The organism is Streptomyces sp. NPDC014006 (genome assembly GCF_043088925.1).
Classification (GTDB): Bacteria; Actinomycetota; Actinomycetes; order Streptomycetales; family Streptomycetaceae; genus Streptomyces.
Genome location: NZ_JBICAJ010000002.1, coordinates 353,644 through 367,979, shown reverse-complemented (window position 1 = coordinate 367,979; position 14,336 = coordinate 353,644). Strand labels below are relative to the sequence as shown.

At 73.1% G+C, this 14,336-nt stretch carries 11 protein-coding genes and 1 pseudogene; all 12 read left to right on the top strand.

Annotated elements, in window-relative coordinates:
• The first annotated feature begins 69 nt into the window (after positions 1-69).
• The 12 genes and pseudogenes from ACF1GV_RS08155 (at position 70) to ACF1GV_RS08100 (ending at position 14,325) form a co-directional block, all read left to right on the top strand.
• Complete coding sequence (locus ACF1GV_RS08155) at positions 70-1,311, top strand: Gfo/Idh/MocA family protein (RefSeq protein ID WP_391679112.1); 1,242 nt, start codon at positions 70-72, stop codon at positions 1,309-1,311.
• Positions 1,312-1,326: 15 nt separating this feature from the next.
• Positions 1,327-2,325: a sugar phosphate isomerase/epimerase family protein gene (locus ACF1GV_RS08150; protein ID WP_391679110.1), complete on the top strand. Its 999-nt coding sequence runs from the start codon at positions 1,327-1,329 to the stop codon at positions 2,323-2,325.
• 83 nt (positions 2,326-2,408) lie between these two features.
• Entirely contained in the window at positions 2,409-4,886 is a 2,478-nt protein-coding gene (locus ACF1GV_RS08145) for a PQQ-dependent sugar dehydrogenase (RefSeq protein WP_391679109.1), read from the top strand.
• Positions 4,887-4,898: 12 nt separating this feature from the next.
• The gene (locus tag ACF1GV_RS08140; protein WP_391679108.1) at positions 4,899-6,227 is read left to right on the top strand and encodes a ThuA domain-containing protein; all 1,329 of its coding nucleotides are present in this window, start codon (positions 4,899-4,901) and stop codon (positions 6,225-6,227) included.
• Between the two features lie 86 nt (positions 6,228-6,313).
• Positions 6,314-7,426: an inositol-3-phosphate synthase gene (locus tag ACF1GV_RS08135; RefSeq protein WP_391679107.1), complete on the top strand. Its 1,113-nt coding sequence runs from the start codon at positions 6,314-6,316 to the stop codon at positions 7,424-7,426.
• Entirely contained in the window at positions 7,423-8,304 is an 882-nt protein-coding gene (locus ACF1GV_RS08130) for an SCO3242 family prenyltransferase (RefSeq protein ID WP_391679106.1), read from the top strand. Before ACF1GV_RS08135 ends, ACF1GV_RS08130 begins: the two co-directional genes overlap by 4 nt.
• Positions 8,301-9,026, top strand: a pseudogene (locus ACF1GV_RS08125) (sugar phosphate isomerase/epimerase family protein); the annotation flags it as partial. The gene ACF1GV_RS08130 and the pseudogene ACF1GV_RS08125, both read left to right, overlap by 4 nt.
• Positions 8,927-9,748, top strand: a complete 822-nt coding sequence (locus tag ACF1GV_RS08120) for an EboA domain-containing protein (protein WP_391679105.1) — start codon at positions 8,927-8,929, stop codon at positions 9,746-9,748. The pseudogene ACF1GV_RS08125 and the gene ACF1GV_RS08120, both read left to right, overlap by 100 nt.
• Positions 9,748-10,596, top strand: coding sequence for a TatD family hydrolase (locus ACF1GV_RS08115; RefSeq protein WP_391679104.1), 849 nt, complete (start codon positions 9,748-9,750; stop codon positions 10,594-10,596). Before ACF1GV_RS08120 ends, ACF1GV_RS08115 begins: the two co-directional genes overlap by 1 nt.
• A 5-nt stretch (positions 10,597-10,601) precedes the next feature.
• Positions 10,602-11,762: a metabolite traffic protein EboE gene (gene eboE / locus ACF1GV_RS08110; protein WP_391679103.1), complete on the top strand. Its 1,161-nt coding sequence runs from the start codon at positions 10,602-10,604 to the stop codon at positions 11,760-11,762.
• Positions 11,759-13,177: an alkaline phosphatase family protein gene (locus ACF1GV_RS08105; RefSeq protein ID WP_391679102.1), complete on the top strand. Its 1,419-nt coding sequence runs from the start codon at positions 11,759-11,761 to the stop codon at positions 13,175-13,177. Before eboE ends, ACF1GV_RS08105 begins: the two co-directional genes overlap by 4 nt.
• Positions 13,174-14,325, top strand: coding sequence for a sugar phosphate isomerase/epimerase family protein (locus ACF1GV_RS08100; RefSeq protein WP_391679100.1), 1,152 nt, complete (start codon positions 13,174-13,176; stop codon positions 14,323-14,325). Before ACF1GV_RS08105 ends, ACF1GV_RS08100 begins: the two co-directional genes overlap by 4 nt.
• Positions 14,326-14,336 lie beyond the last annotated feature (11 nt).

The window sequence follows — 14,336 nt, the reverse complement described above, 5'->3', positions numbered from 1 at the left end:
CAGGCCTGGCCCCGCACCCCCCACCGCACCGCCACGACGTCGTCACGACGAGGACGGAGGACTTACCCCATGGCACAGCCGCAGCAGTCAGACGGGACCCAGAGCCCGACGAGCCCGGCCGGCTCAGCGGGCCGGGACAGACCGCCGCTGCGCGTCGGGATGGTCGGCTACGCCTTCATGGGCGCCGCCCACTCCCAGGGCTGGCGCACCGCGGGCCGGGTCTTCGACCTGCCCCGCCGCCCGGAGCTGGCCGTGATCTGCGGCCGGGACGCCACGGCGGTGCGCGCGGCGGCCGGCCGGCACGGCTGGGCTCAGGCCGTCACCGACTGGCGGGAGATGATCGAGCGCGACGACGTCGACCTCGTCGACATCTGCACCCCCGGCGACAGCCACGCCGAGATCGCGCTCGCCGCGCTCGCCGCGGGCAAGCACGTGCTGTGCGAGAAGCCGCTGGCCAACACCGTCGCCGAGGCCGAGGCCATGGTCCGTGCGGCGCAGCAGGCCGAGGCGCGGGGCCTGGTGGCGATGGTCGGCTTCAACTACCGCCGGGTCCCGGCGACCGCGCTGGCCCGCCGCATGGTCGCCGAGGGCCGGCTCGGCACCCTGCGGCACGTGCGGGTGACGTATCTCCAGGACTGGCTGGTCGATCCGGCCTTTCCGCTGACCTGGCGGCTGCGCAGGGAGCAGGCGGGCTCCGGCTCGCTCGGCGACCTCGGCGCACACATCGTGGACCTCGCCCAGTACCTCGCGGGGGAGCAGTTGGCCGGGGTGTCCGCGCTGACGGAGACGTTCGTGCGGGAGCGGCCGCTGCCCGCGGGGGCCGTACAAGGTCTGTCCGCCGGGACCGCCGCCGCCCGCACCGGCACCGTCACCGTCGACGACGCCGCCCTGTTCACCGGCCGGTTCACCTCCGGCGCCCTCGCCTCCTTCGAGGCCACCCGGTACGCCACCGGCCGCAAGAACGCCCTGCGCATCGAGCTGAACGGGGAGCGCGGCTCCCTCTCCTTCGACCTGGAGCGGCTCAACGAGCTCTGGTACCACGACGGCACAGAGCCCGGCGAGCACGCGGGTTTCCGCCGCATCCTCGTCACCGAGCCCGACCACCCCTACGTGGACGCCTGGTGGCCGCCCGGCCACGGCCTCGGATACGAGCACACCTTCGTCCACCAGGTCCGCGACCTCGTCCACGCGGTCGCGGAGCGCCGCCGCCCCGAACCCTCCTTCGCCGACGGGCTGCAGGTGCAGCGCGTACTCGCGGCCGTGGAGGAGAGCGCCGAGAAGAACTCCGTCTACACGCCCGTCGGGCTCTGAGGAGAAGCCACCGCCATGCCGCGTCCGTTCACGCTGTTCACCGGCCAGTGGGCCGACCTGCCCCTGGAAGAGGTCTGCCGGCTCGCCCGGGACTTCGGCTACGACGGCCTCGAACTCGCCTGCTGGGGAGACCACTTCGAGGTCGACAAGGCCCTCGCCGACCCGGCCTACATACCCTCGCGCCACCAGCTGCTCGACAAGTACGGCCTGAAGTGCTGGGCGGTCTCCAACCACCTCGTCGGCCAGGCCGTGTGCGACGCCATCATCGACGAACGCCATCAGGCCATCCTGCCGGCCGCCATCTGGGACGACGGCGACGCCGAGGGCGTACGGCAGCGCGCCGCCGCACGGATGAAGGACACCGCGCGCGCGGCGGCCGCGTTCGGTGTCGACACCGTCATCGGCTTCACCGGCTCCGCGATCTGGCACCTGGTGGCGATGTTCCCGCCGGCCCCCGAGTCGATGATCGAGCGCGGCTACCAGGACTTCGCCGAGCGCTGGAACCCGATCCTGGACGTCTTCGACGCCGAGGGCGTCCGGTTCGCGCACGAGGTCCACCCCAGCGAGATCGCCTACGACTACTGGACCACCCGGCGCGCCCTCGAAGCGGTCGGCCACCGCCCCGCGTTCGGCCTGAACTTCGACCCCTCCCACTTCGTGTGGCAGGACCTCGACCCGGTCGGTTTCCTGTGGGACTTCCGCGACCGGATCTACCACGTCGACTGCAAGGAAGCCCGCAAGCGCCTCGACGGCCGCAACGGCCGTCTCGGCTCCCACCTGCCCTGGGGCGACCCGCGCCGTGGCTGGGACTTCGTCTCGGCCGGCCACGGCGACGTCCCCTGGGAGGACGTCTTCCGCATGCTGCGCTCCATCGGCTACCAGGGCCCGGTCTCCGTGGAGTGGGAGGACGCCGGCATGGACCGGCTCCAGGGCGCCCCCGAGGCCCTGACCCGCCTGAAGGCGTACGACTTCGAACCCCCGACGGCGTCCTTCGACGCGGCGTTCGCCAACTGACTTCTCTTCCCCCTCTCCGGGATGACGGCGCATCCCGGCGTCTCCACCCGCCCGTACAACCAGCCCCTCATCTGGAGGCATTCGTGCACGGGAACGACCGCACCACCAGATCCCCTCGCTCACGTCTGCGCGCGGCACTCGCGCTGTTCAGCGGTGCCCTGCTCGCGGGCGCCACGCTCACCCTCACCACACCGCCGGCCGGCGCAGCCGTCGCCGACCAACAGACCCTCGCCGCCGAGGACTTCCAGCAGGTCACCCTCGCCAAGGGCGCGGCGGAGGTCGGCGAGCCCATGTCGCTGGCCGTGCTGCCGGACCGCTCCGTGCTGCACACCTCCCGCGACGGCACACTGCGCCTGACCGACGCCGCCGGCAACACCAGGCTCGCGGGCAAGCTCGCCGTGTACTCGCACGACGAGGAGGGCCTGCAGGGCGTGGGCATCGACCCGGACTTCACCAGCAACCGGTTCATCTACCTGTACTACGCGCCGCCGTTGAACACCCCGGCGGGCGACGCCCCGGAGAGCGGCACCGCCGCCGACTTCGCGCCCTTCAACGGCGTCAACCGGCTCTCCCGCTTCGTGCTGAAGACGGACGGCACCCTCGACCTCGCCAGCGAGAAGCAGATCCTCGACGTCCCCACCACGCGCGGCCTGTGCTGCCACGTCGGCGGTGACATCGACTTCGACGCGGCCGGGAACCTCTACCTGTCGACCGGCGACGACACCAACCCCTTCCAGTCCGACGGCTACACCCCGATCGACGAGCGGGCGGACCGCAACCCCGGCTTCGACGCCCAGCGCACCGCCGGCAACACCAACGACCTGCGCGGCAAGATCCTGCGCATCAAGGTGAACGCCGACGGCTCCTACTCCATCCCCGACGGCAACCTCTTCGCGCCCGGCACGGCCAAGACACGGCCCGAGATCTACGCCATGGGCTTCCGCAACCCGTTCCGGTTCAGCGTCGACAAGAAGACCGGCATCCTCTACGTCGGCGACTACGGCCCCGACGCCGGCTCCGCCAGCCCCAGCCGCGGCCCCGCCGGCCAGGTCGAGTTCGCCCGCGTCACCGGCCCCGGCAACTTCGGCTGGCCGTACTGCACCGGCGCCAACGACGCCTACGTCGACTACGACTTCGCCACGAAGGCCTCCGGCGCCGCGTTCGACTGCGACGCGCCGAAGAACACCTCCCCGCACAACACCGGCCTGACCGACCTGCCCCCGGCCCAGCCCGCATGGATCCCCTACGACAACGGCTCCGTGCCCGAGTTCGGCTCCGGCTCCGAGTCCCCGATGGGCGGCCCGGTCTACCACTACGACCCGGCGCTCGAGTCGCCGGTGAAGTTCCCCGAGGCCTATGACGGGAACTTCTTCGCCGGTGAGTTCGGCCGCCGCTGGATCAAGCGGATCGTCAGCGACGGCAACGGCACCGTGCAGTCCATCAACCCCTTCCCCTGGACCGGCACCCAGGTGATGGACATGGCCTTCGGCCCCGACGGCGCCTTGTACGTCCTCGATTACGGCCTCTCCTGGTTCGGCGGCGACGACAACTCGGCGCTGTACCGCATCGAGAACGCCACCGACGGCCACTCCCCGGTCCCGCAGGCCGCCGCGAGCCGCACCAACGGGCAGGCGCCGCTGAAGGTGCAGTTCTCCTCCGCCGGCACCACCGACCAGGACGGCGACGCCCTCACCTACAGCTGGGACTTCGGGGACGGCACCAAGTCCACCGAGGCCGACCCCACGCACAAGTACAAGACGAACGGCACCTACACCGCGACCCTGACCGCCAAGGACCCCGGCGGCCGCACCGGCAGCGCCGGCGTGCAGATCGTCGTCGGCAACACCGCGCCGAAGGTGACACTCGAACTGCCGCAGGACGGGCAGCTGTTCAGCTTCGGTGACGCCATCCCGTTCAAGGTGAAGGTGACCGACCCCGAGGACGGAACGGCGGTCGACTGCTCCAAGGTCACCGTCACCTTCGTCCTCGGTCACGACAGCCACGGCCACCCGCTGACCTCCGCCACGGGCTGCTCCGGCACCATCCAGACCAGCGCCGACGGCGGCCACGACGAGGACGCCAACATCTTCGGCGTCTTCGACGCCCAGTACACCGACAACGGCGGCGGCGGCCAGGCCCCGCTCACCACGCACGCCCGGCACGTCACCCAGCCCAAGCACCGCCAGGCCGAGCACTTCGGTGACAGCTCCGGCGTCAGCGTCGTCGCCAAGGACACCGCGCACGGCGGCAGGACCGTCGGCGACATCGACAACGGCGACTGGATCTCCTTCACGCCGTACGCCCTGAGCAACGCCACGAAGATCACCGCCCGGGTCTCCTCCGGCGGCGCGGGCGGCACCCTCGAGGTGCGCGCCGGCTCCCCGACCGGCACCCTGCTCGGCAATGCGGCCGTCCCCGTCACCGGCGGCTGGGAGACCTTCCAGGACGTCGAGGCAGGCCTGTCCCGCGCACCCCGCGGCACCACCACGCTGTACCTGGTGTTCAAGGGCGGCACCGGAGCCCTGTTCGACGTGGACGACTTCACCTTCACGACCGGCTGAGAGGCGGACGTCATGCGAACCGTCGGCAGACTCACCACCGCCGCCGCGACCGCCGCGCTGCTGCTCGGCTGTGCGACCGGCCCGGCGACCTCCCAGCCCGGCGACGGCAAGCGGGTGCTGGTCTTCTCCAAGACGGCCGGCTTCCGCCACGACTCCATCCCGGACGGTGTGGCAGCGGTGAAGCAGCTCGGCGTGAGCGGCGGCTTCACGGTCGACGCCACCGAGGACGCGGGCGCGTTCACGCCGGGCAACCTACGCCGGTACGCCGCGGTCGTGTTCCTGTCCACGACCGGGGACGTCCTGGACGCCGCCCAGCAGCGGGCCTTCGAGGACTACGTCCACCACGGCGGCGGTTACGTCGGCGTGCACGCCGCCGCCGACACCGAGTACGACTGGGCGTTCTACGGCGGACTGGCCGGCGCGTACTTCCAGTCGCACCCGGCGATCCAGCCCGCCACTGTCACGGTCGAGGACCGGGCGCACCCGGCGACCGCACACCTCGGCCCGGCCTGGAACCGCACCGACGAGTGGTACAACTACCGCTCCGATCCCCGCGAGCGGGCGCACGTCCTCGCTTCGCTGGACGAGTCGTCGTACAGCGGCGGCACCATGAACGGCGACCACCCGATCGCCTGGTGCCAGGAGTACCAGGGCGGCCGCGCCTTCTACACCGGCGGCGGCCACACCAGGGAGTCCTACGCCGACCCCGCCTTCCGGCAGCACCTGCTGGGCGGCATCCGGTACGCCATCGGCGCGGCCCAGGCGGACTGCCGCCCGGAGAACGGCTACCGTCCGCTCTTCGACGGCACCTCCGTGGACGGCTGGCGGCAGGCCGGACCCGGCTCCTTCACGCTGTCCGAGGACGGCACGCTCACCTCGTCCGGAGGGCTGGGCCTGCTGTGGTACGCGAACCAGAGCTTCGGTTCGTACTCCCTGAAGCTCGACTGGAAGGTGGCCGGCGACGACAACTCCGGTGTGTTCGTGGGCTTCCCGCCCTCGGACGACCCCTGGTCGGCCGTGAACAACGGGTACGAGGTCCAGATCGACGCCACCGACGTCCCGGAGAAGACCACCGGGTCCGTCTACGGCTTCCGGTCCGCCGATCTGAAGAAGCGTGATCGTGCGCTGAACCCGCCGGGGGAGTGGAACACCTACGAGATCCGCGTGCAGGGCGAGCGCCTGCGCGTGTGGCTCAACGGCGTGCAGATCAACGACTTCACCAACACCGATCCGGCCCGGAGCCTGACGGACGGGCACATCGGCATCCAGAACCACGGAGCCGGTGACGAGGTGTCCTTCCGCGACATCCGGATCAAGGAACTGCCCGCCCAGGGCGACTGAGCGGCGGCGGGCGGGGGACGCCGGACTCCCGCCCGCCGTCTTTTCCCCACCCTTTTCAGGGTTCGCACGCGACAAGGAGGCTGCCCATGTCCGCGTCCCGTACCGGAGTCTGGCTGATAGGCGCCCGCGGCTCGGTCGCCACGACCGTCGTGGCGGGCTGCGCCGCGCTGACGGCGGCCCTGCACCCGCCGACCGGGATGGTCACCGAGACCCCGGAGTTCACCGCGGCCGGTCTGCCCCCGCTGGGCGCACTGGTCTTCGGCGGTCACGACACCGTCGACTGCCCGCTGCCCAAGCGGGCCGAGCACCTGGCCGCGGCCGGGGTGCTGCCGCACGGACTGCCCGCGGCCGTCACCGCGGAACTCGCCGCCGCGGACCGGGAGATCAGGCCCGGCGGACCGCTGCCGGGTGACACCAGGGACGCGGACCAGCTCATCGAGACCTTCACCGCCGACCTGACCGACTTCTCGCGCAGAAACGATCTGGCACGGGTCGTCGTCGTGAACGTCGCCTCGACGGAACCGGCCCCCACCGGCGGGGAGCTGCCCCCGAGCTCCCTCTACGCGGCCGCCGCCCTGCGCGCCGGCTGCCCCTACGTCAACTTCACCCCCTCCACCGGACTGCACCACCCGGCGCTGACCGCCGAGGCCGCGGCGAGCGGGCTGCCGTACGCCGGACGGGACGGCAAGACCGGGCAGACGCTGCTGCGGTCCGTGCTCGGGCCGATGTTCGCGCAGCGCTCGCTCACCGTGCGGGCCTGGTCCGGCACCAATCTGCTCGGCGGGGGCGACGGCGCGGCCCTGGCCGATCCGGCCGCCGCGGCCGCCAAGAACGCCGGCAAGGAACGCGTCCTCACCGACACCCTCGGAGCGGTGCCGCAGGGCGAGGTGCACATCGACGACGTACCGGCCCTCGGTGACTTCAAGACCGCCTGGGACCACGTCGCCTTCGACGGCTTCCTCGGCACCCGCATGGTCCTGCAGACCATCTGGCAGGGCTGCGACTCCGCCCTCGCCGCACCCCTCGTCCTCGACCTGGCCCGGCTGACCGCCCGCGCCCACGAGGCCGGCCTGAGCGGACCGCTCACCGACCTGGGCTTCTACTTCAAGGACCCGGTCGGAGACGGCCCGGCGGCGCTCGGGGAGCAGTACGCGGCACTGCTGCGGTTCGCCGGGCGGCTCGGCGGGGGACAGCGGTGAGGGCCCGGCTGCGCGCCTGGGCCGAACTGCTGCGGCTGCCCGCCCTGTGCACGGTCCCCGGGGACGTCCTGGCGGGCGCCGCTGCCGCCGCCGTACGGCCGAACCGGCGCACGCTCCTCGCCATCGGCGCCTCGGTGTGCCTGTACGAGGCGGGGATGGCCCTCAACGACTGGGCGGACCGCGCCGAGGACGCCGTGGACCGCCCGCACCGGCCGCTTCCGTCGGGCCGCGTCCGCCCCGCCGCGGCCCTCACGGCGGCCGGTGCGCTCACGGCGGCCGGCCTGGGCCTCGCGGCCCGCGCCGGCCGCCCCGCCCTCACCGTCGCCGCCCCGCTCGCGGCCACCGTCTGGGCGTACGACCTCGCCCTGAAGCACACCCCGGCCGGCCCCGCGAGCATGGCGGCCGCCCGCGCCCTCGACCTGCTGCTCGGCGCTGCCGCCACCGCCGGCCGCACCCGCGCGGCCGTGCCGTCGGCGGCCCTGCTCAGCAGCCACACCCTCGCCGTCACGACGGTCTCCCGCACCGAGACCCGCGGCGGCTCCACCGCGGCCCCGCTGGCCGCCCTGGCCACGACCGCCCTGCTCACCCACCGTCTCCCGGCAGCCCGCGGCGACGCAGCCCCCCGCGGACTGCCGGGCCCCACCCTCACCGCCGCCCTGACCGCCCTGTACGCCGCCACCGCCGCCCGCCCCTACACCCACGCCGCGCTCAACCCCTCACCCCCGCTCACCCAGCGCGCCGTCGGCGCCGGTATCCGCGCCACCGTGCCGCTCCAGGCCGCGCTCGCCGCACGCTCCGGCGCCCGGGGCAGCGCGCTGCTGGTCGCGGCGCTCGCACCCCTGGGCGCCCGCCTCGCGAAGCGGGTGAGCATCACATGAGCCTCCGCATCGGGTACGGCACCAACGGCCTGGCCGACCTGCGCCTGGACGACGCCCTCGCCCTGCTCGCCGACCTCGGCTACGACGGCGTGGGCCTGACCCTCGACCACATGCACCTCGACCCGCTGGCCCCCGACCTGCCGACCCGCACCAGCCGGATCGCACGCCGGCTGGCCGAACTGGGCCTGGGCGTCACCGTCGAGACCGGCGCCCGCTATGTTCTCGACCCGCGCCGCAAACACGGCCCGACCCTGCTCGACGCCGACCCCGACGACCGCGCCCGCCGCACCGACCTGCTGCTGCGCGCCGTACGGATCGCCGCCGGCCTCGGCGCGCACGCCGTGCACTGCTTCAGCGGCGTCACACCGGCCGGCACCGACGAGGACACCGCCTGGAAGCGGCTCGCCGAGTCCCTCGCACCCGTACTGGAGGCGGCCGCCGCGGCCGGCGTCCCGCTCGCCGTGGAACCCGAACCCGGCCACCTCCTCGCCACCCTCGACGACTTCCACCGTCTGCGCCGCGACCTCGGCGATCCCGCACCCCTCGGCCTCACCCTCGACATCGGCCACTGCCAGTGCCTGGAGCCGCTGCCGCCCGCCGACTGCGTCCGGGCCGCCGCTCCGTGGCTGCGGCACGTGCAGATCGAGGACATGCGCCGCGGCGTCCACGAACACCTCCCGTTCGGCGACGGCGAGATCGACTTCCCGCCCGTGCTCTCCGCCCTCGCCGAGGTCGGCTACCAGGGCCTCACGGTCGTCGAACTGCCCCGCCACTCCCACGCGGGCCCGCACTTCGCGGCGCTCTCCCTGCCCTTCCTCAGGCACGCACAAGGGAGCACCTCATGACCCACCTCACCGCGGACGACCTGCGCGACCGTCTGCCCGGCGCCGCCCGCGCCTGGCTCGACCGGGCCCTGGACGAGGCCGCCGCGCACCCCGGGGCGCACGGCCCGATCTCCGTGTGGGAACTGCGCCTGGCCGAGGCCGGCAGACGCTGCGGACCCGAGCACGCGACCACCGCCCGCGCCCTCATCCTCGCCGCCGCCCGCCCCGACCGGGACGCGCTGGCCCGCGTCTACCACCAGGGCACCGCCGAGGAACGCCTCGCCGTGCTGCGCGCCCTGCCCGGCCTGGTACCCGGACCGGACGCCCTGCCGCTGGTCGAGGACGCGCTGCGCACCAACGACACCCGGCTGCTGGCCGCCGCCGTCGGCCCCTACGCCGCCCGCCACCTCGATCCGCACGGCTGGCGGCACGCCGTACTGAAGTGCCTGTTCACCGGCGTGCCCGTGGACGCCATCGCCGACCTGGACCGGCGCGCCCGCGGTGACGCGGAACTCGCCCGCATGCTGCGCGACTACGCCGCCGAACGCACCGCCGCCGGCCGTGCCGTGCCGGACGACCTGCGCCGCGTGCTCGCCCTGACCGAGGAGGGGGATCAGTGATGCGCATCTTCGACCCGCACATCCACATGACGTCCCGCACGACCGACGACTACGCGGCCATGCACGCCGCCGGGGTGCGCGCCGTGGTCGAGCCCGCCTTCTGGCTGGGGCAGCCCCGCACCGCGCCCGCCACCTTCTACGACTACTTCGACTCACTGCTCGGCTGGGAGCCGTTCCGCGCCGCCCAGTACGGCATCGCCCACCACTGCACGATCGCCCTCAACCCCAAGGAGGCCAACGACCCGCGCTGCACCCCCGTCCTCGACGAACTGCCCCGCTACCTCGTCAAGGACCGCGTGGTCGCCGTCGGCGAGATCGGCTACGACGCGATGACACCCGCCGAGGACAAGGCCCTGGCCGTGCAGCTCCAGCTCGCCGCCGACCACGGCCTGCCCGCCCTCGTGCACACCCCGCACCGCGACAAGCTCGCAGGCCTGCGCCGCACCCTCGACGTCGTACGCGAATCGGCGCTGGCCCCGGAACGGGTCCTGGTCGACCACCTCAACGAGACCACGGTCAAGGAGGCGAAGGACAGCGGCTGCTGGCTGGGCTTCTCCGTCTACCCGGGCACCAAGATGGACGAGGCCCGCATGGTCGCCCTCCTGCGCACCTACGGCCCCGAGCGGGTGCTGGTGAACTCCGCCGCCGACTGGGGCCGCAGCGACCCCCTCAAGACCCGCAAGGTCGCCGACCTGATGCTGGCCGAAGGGTTCACCGAGGACGACGTGGACCGCGTCCTGTGGCGCAACCCGGTCGCGTTCTACGGCCTCAGCGGCCGCCTCGCCCTGGACGTCGCCGCGACCGGCCCCACCCACGAGGGCAACTCCGTGCTGCGCGGCGGGGAGTGACGCCCATGCGCTTCCGCCACCCCGACGGCTCCACGGTCCACCTCGCCTACTGCACCAACGTCCACCCGGCCGAGACCCTCGACGGTGTCCTCGGGCAACTCCGGGACTACTGCGAGCCGGTGCGCCGCCGCCTCGGCCGCGACCGCCTCGGCATCGGCCTGTGGCTCGCGCAGGGCGCCGCCCGCGCCCTGGCCACCGACCCGGCCGCGCTGCGCGGACTGCGCGACGAGCTCGAAAGGCGCGGCCTGGAGGTCGTCACCCTCAACGGCTTCCCGTACGAGGGATTCGGCGCCGAAGAGGTCAAGTACCGGGTGTACCGGCCCGACTGGTCCGAACCGGAACGGCTGGAGCACACCAGCGCCCTCGCCCGCGTCCTCACCGTCCTGCTCCCGGACGACGTCACCGAGGGCAGCATCTCCACCCTGCCGCTCGCCTGGCGCACCGCGGCGGACACGGGCCGCGGACTCGACGCGCTGCGGATGCTCGGCGAACGTCTCGACGCCCTGCAGGAGCTGACCGGCCGCAGCGTGCGGATCGGCCTGGAGCCCGAGCCGGGGTGCGTCGTCGAGACCACCGGCGACGCCCTCGCCCCGCTCGCCGCGATCCGCCATCCCCGCATCGGCGTGTGCGTGGACACGTGCCACCTCGCGACCTCCTTCGAGGACCCGGACACCGCCCTGGACGCCCTCACCGCGGCCGGCGTCCCCATCGTCAAGTCCCAGCTGTCCGCGGCCCTGCACGCCGAGCAGCCCCACCTGCCCGAGGTGCGGGCGGCGCTGGCCCAGTTCGCCGAGCCCCGCTTCCTGCACCAGACCCGCACGACGACCGCCACCGGCCTGCGCGGCACCGACGACCTCGACGAGGCCGTGGCCGGCGACACCCTGCCCGACGCCACGCCCTGGCGTGCCCACTTCCATGTGCCGCTGCACGCGGACCCCGCCCCGCCGCTGACCTCCACGCTGCCCGTCCTCAAAGCCGCCCTGGCCCGGCTGGCCGGCGGACCGCAACCGCTCACCCGCCACTTGGAGGTCGAGACCTACACCTGGCAGGCCCTGCCACCCGAGCTGCGCCCCCGCACCCGCGACCGGCTCGTCGACGGCATCGCCGCCGAACTCACCCTGGCCCGCGACCTGCTGACGGACCTAGGCCTGAAGGAGCTGCCATGAGCACCACCGAGCCGACCCCCCTGCTCGTGCTGGACGTCGTCGGCCTCACCCCGCGCCTGCTCGCCCACATGCCCCGCCTGCGAGCACTCGCCGACACCGGCTCCCACGCCCCCCTGGACACCGTCCTGCCCGCCGTCACCTGCTCCGCCCAGGCCACCTTCCTCACCGGCACCCACCCCGACGAGCACGGCATCGTCGGCAACGGCTGGTACTTCCGCGACCTCGGCGACGTACTGCTGTGGCGGCAGCACAACGCCCTGATCGAGGGCGACAAGGTGTGGGACGCCGCCCGCCGCGCCCACCCCGGCTACACGGTCGCCAACGTCTGCTGGTGGTACGCCATGGGCGCCGACACCGACTACACGGTCACCCCCCGCCCGGTGTACTACGCCGACGGCCGCAAGGAACCAGACTGCTACACCTGGCCCCCGGCCCTGCACGACGAACTGACGCAGGAGTTCGGCACGTTCCCCCTCTTCCACTACTGGGGCCCCACCGCCGACCTCACCTCCAGCCGCTGGATCATCGACGCCACCCGGCACATCAACCGCACCCGCCGACCGGACCTGACGCTGTGTTACCTGCCCCACCTGGACTACGACCTCCAGCGCTACGGCCCCGACGATCCGCGCTCCCACCGCGCCGCCGCCGACCTCGACGCCGCCCTCGCCCCGCTGCTGGACGACGCCCGCGCCGGGGGCCGTACCGTGCTCGCCCTGTCGGAGTACGGGATCACCCCGGTGCGCCGCCCGGTCGACATCAACCGCGCCCTGCGCCGCGCCGGGCTGCTCCAGGTGCACACCCAGGACGGCATGGAGTACCTGGACCCGATGGCCTCGCGCGCCTTCGCCGTCGCCGACCACCAGATCGCCCACGTCTACGTACGCCGCCCCGAGGACCTCGCCGCCACCCGCGCCGCCCTCGACCGCCTGCCCGGCCTCGCCGACCTGCTCGGCGACGAGGGCAAGAAGGCCCACCACCTGGACCACCCGCGCGCGGGGGAACTCGTCGCCGTCGCGGACGAGGACGCCTGGTTCACGTACTACTACTGGCTCGACGACGCCCGCGCACCCGACTTCGCGCGGCTCGTCGACATCCACCGCAAACCCGGCTACGACCCGGCCGAGCTGTTCATGGACCCGCTCGACCCCTATGTGAAACTCCGCGCGGCCGGCGCCCTGGCCCGCAAGAAGGTGGGCCTGCGCTACCGCATGGCGGTCGTGCCGCTCGACCCGGCACCCGTGCGCGGCAGCCACGGCCGCCTCCCCACGAGCGACGACGACGGTCCGCTCGTCCTGTGCTCCACCCCCCGCGCCGTCGCTGACCGTCTCGCGGCCACCGACGTGAAGTCCCTCCTGCTCCACCTTGCCGGTCTCGACGGACCGGACCACCATGGCGAAGAGAGGCACCCGTGAACGACATCCGCACCCCCGACGACCAGCTGCGCCGCTCCCTCGGCATCGGCCGCCGCTCCTTCCTGAGCACCTGCACCGCCGTCGCGGCCGGCGCGATCGCCGCGCCCGTCCTCGGCGCGGCCCCCGTGCACGCAGCCACCCCGGCGGCCGCCGACGGCGACACCGCCCGGGGGCACGAGCTGGTGCCCGCCGACCGGCGCGGCATCATCCTGTACACCGTCCGCGACGCCATCGGCCGCGACCCGCTGACCACCACCCTGCCCTCCGGCTTCCGCGCGGTCTTCGAGCGACTGGCCCGGTTCGGCTACCGGCAGGTCGAGTTCGCCGGCTACGGCCAGCACGCCAACGCGCCCGGCGGAGCGAACCTCGAGTCCGTGCAGGGCGCCAGGCTCCTGCGCGGCTGGCTCGACGACTACGGGCTGCGCGCCCAGGGCAACCACGGCTTCATCCCGCCGTCCTGGCCGCTGACCAGCGCCGACCTGGACACCTTCAAGAAGCACCTGGAAATCGCGAACATCCTCGGCATGGCGCACATGGGCACCGGTGGCGACCCCACCTCCAGCGCCGTGAAGTCCGACTGGGACGTGGCCGCCGACAAGTGGAACGCCCTCGGCGAGATCGCCCGCTCCGCCGGCATCAAGCTGTACACCCACAACCACGACGCGGCCTACGGCTTCCTGCTGGACGGCGGCCCGCTGGACGCCCAGGGCCGGCCGACCCGCAGCTCCGGCCTGCGCAAGCTGGAGTACTTCCTCACCGTCACCGACCCGCAGCTGGTCTGGCTGGAGATGGACGTCTTCTGGGCCCATGTGGCGCAGTACAAGTTCCGCACCTACACCGCCCACGACGGCACTACACAGACGGAGATCTTCGACCCGGCCGGTCTGGTCGAGCGGTACAACAAGCGCTACCCGCTCTTCCACGCCAAGGACGGCGTCGTGAACAACACCAACGGCATGGGCTACGACATGGTGCCGTTCGGCACCGGCGTGATCGACTACACGACGTTCTTCACCCGCGTCGGCCACCGCAACTACCACAACCCGATGGTCGAGCAGGACAACGCGCCCAGCGCCACCAACCCGGGGCAGTCGCTGGAGCACGCGGCGATCGGCTACCGCAATCTGGCCGCCTTGCGCCGCGAATAGCGCACCGGTAC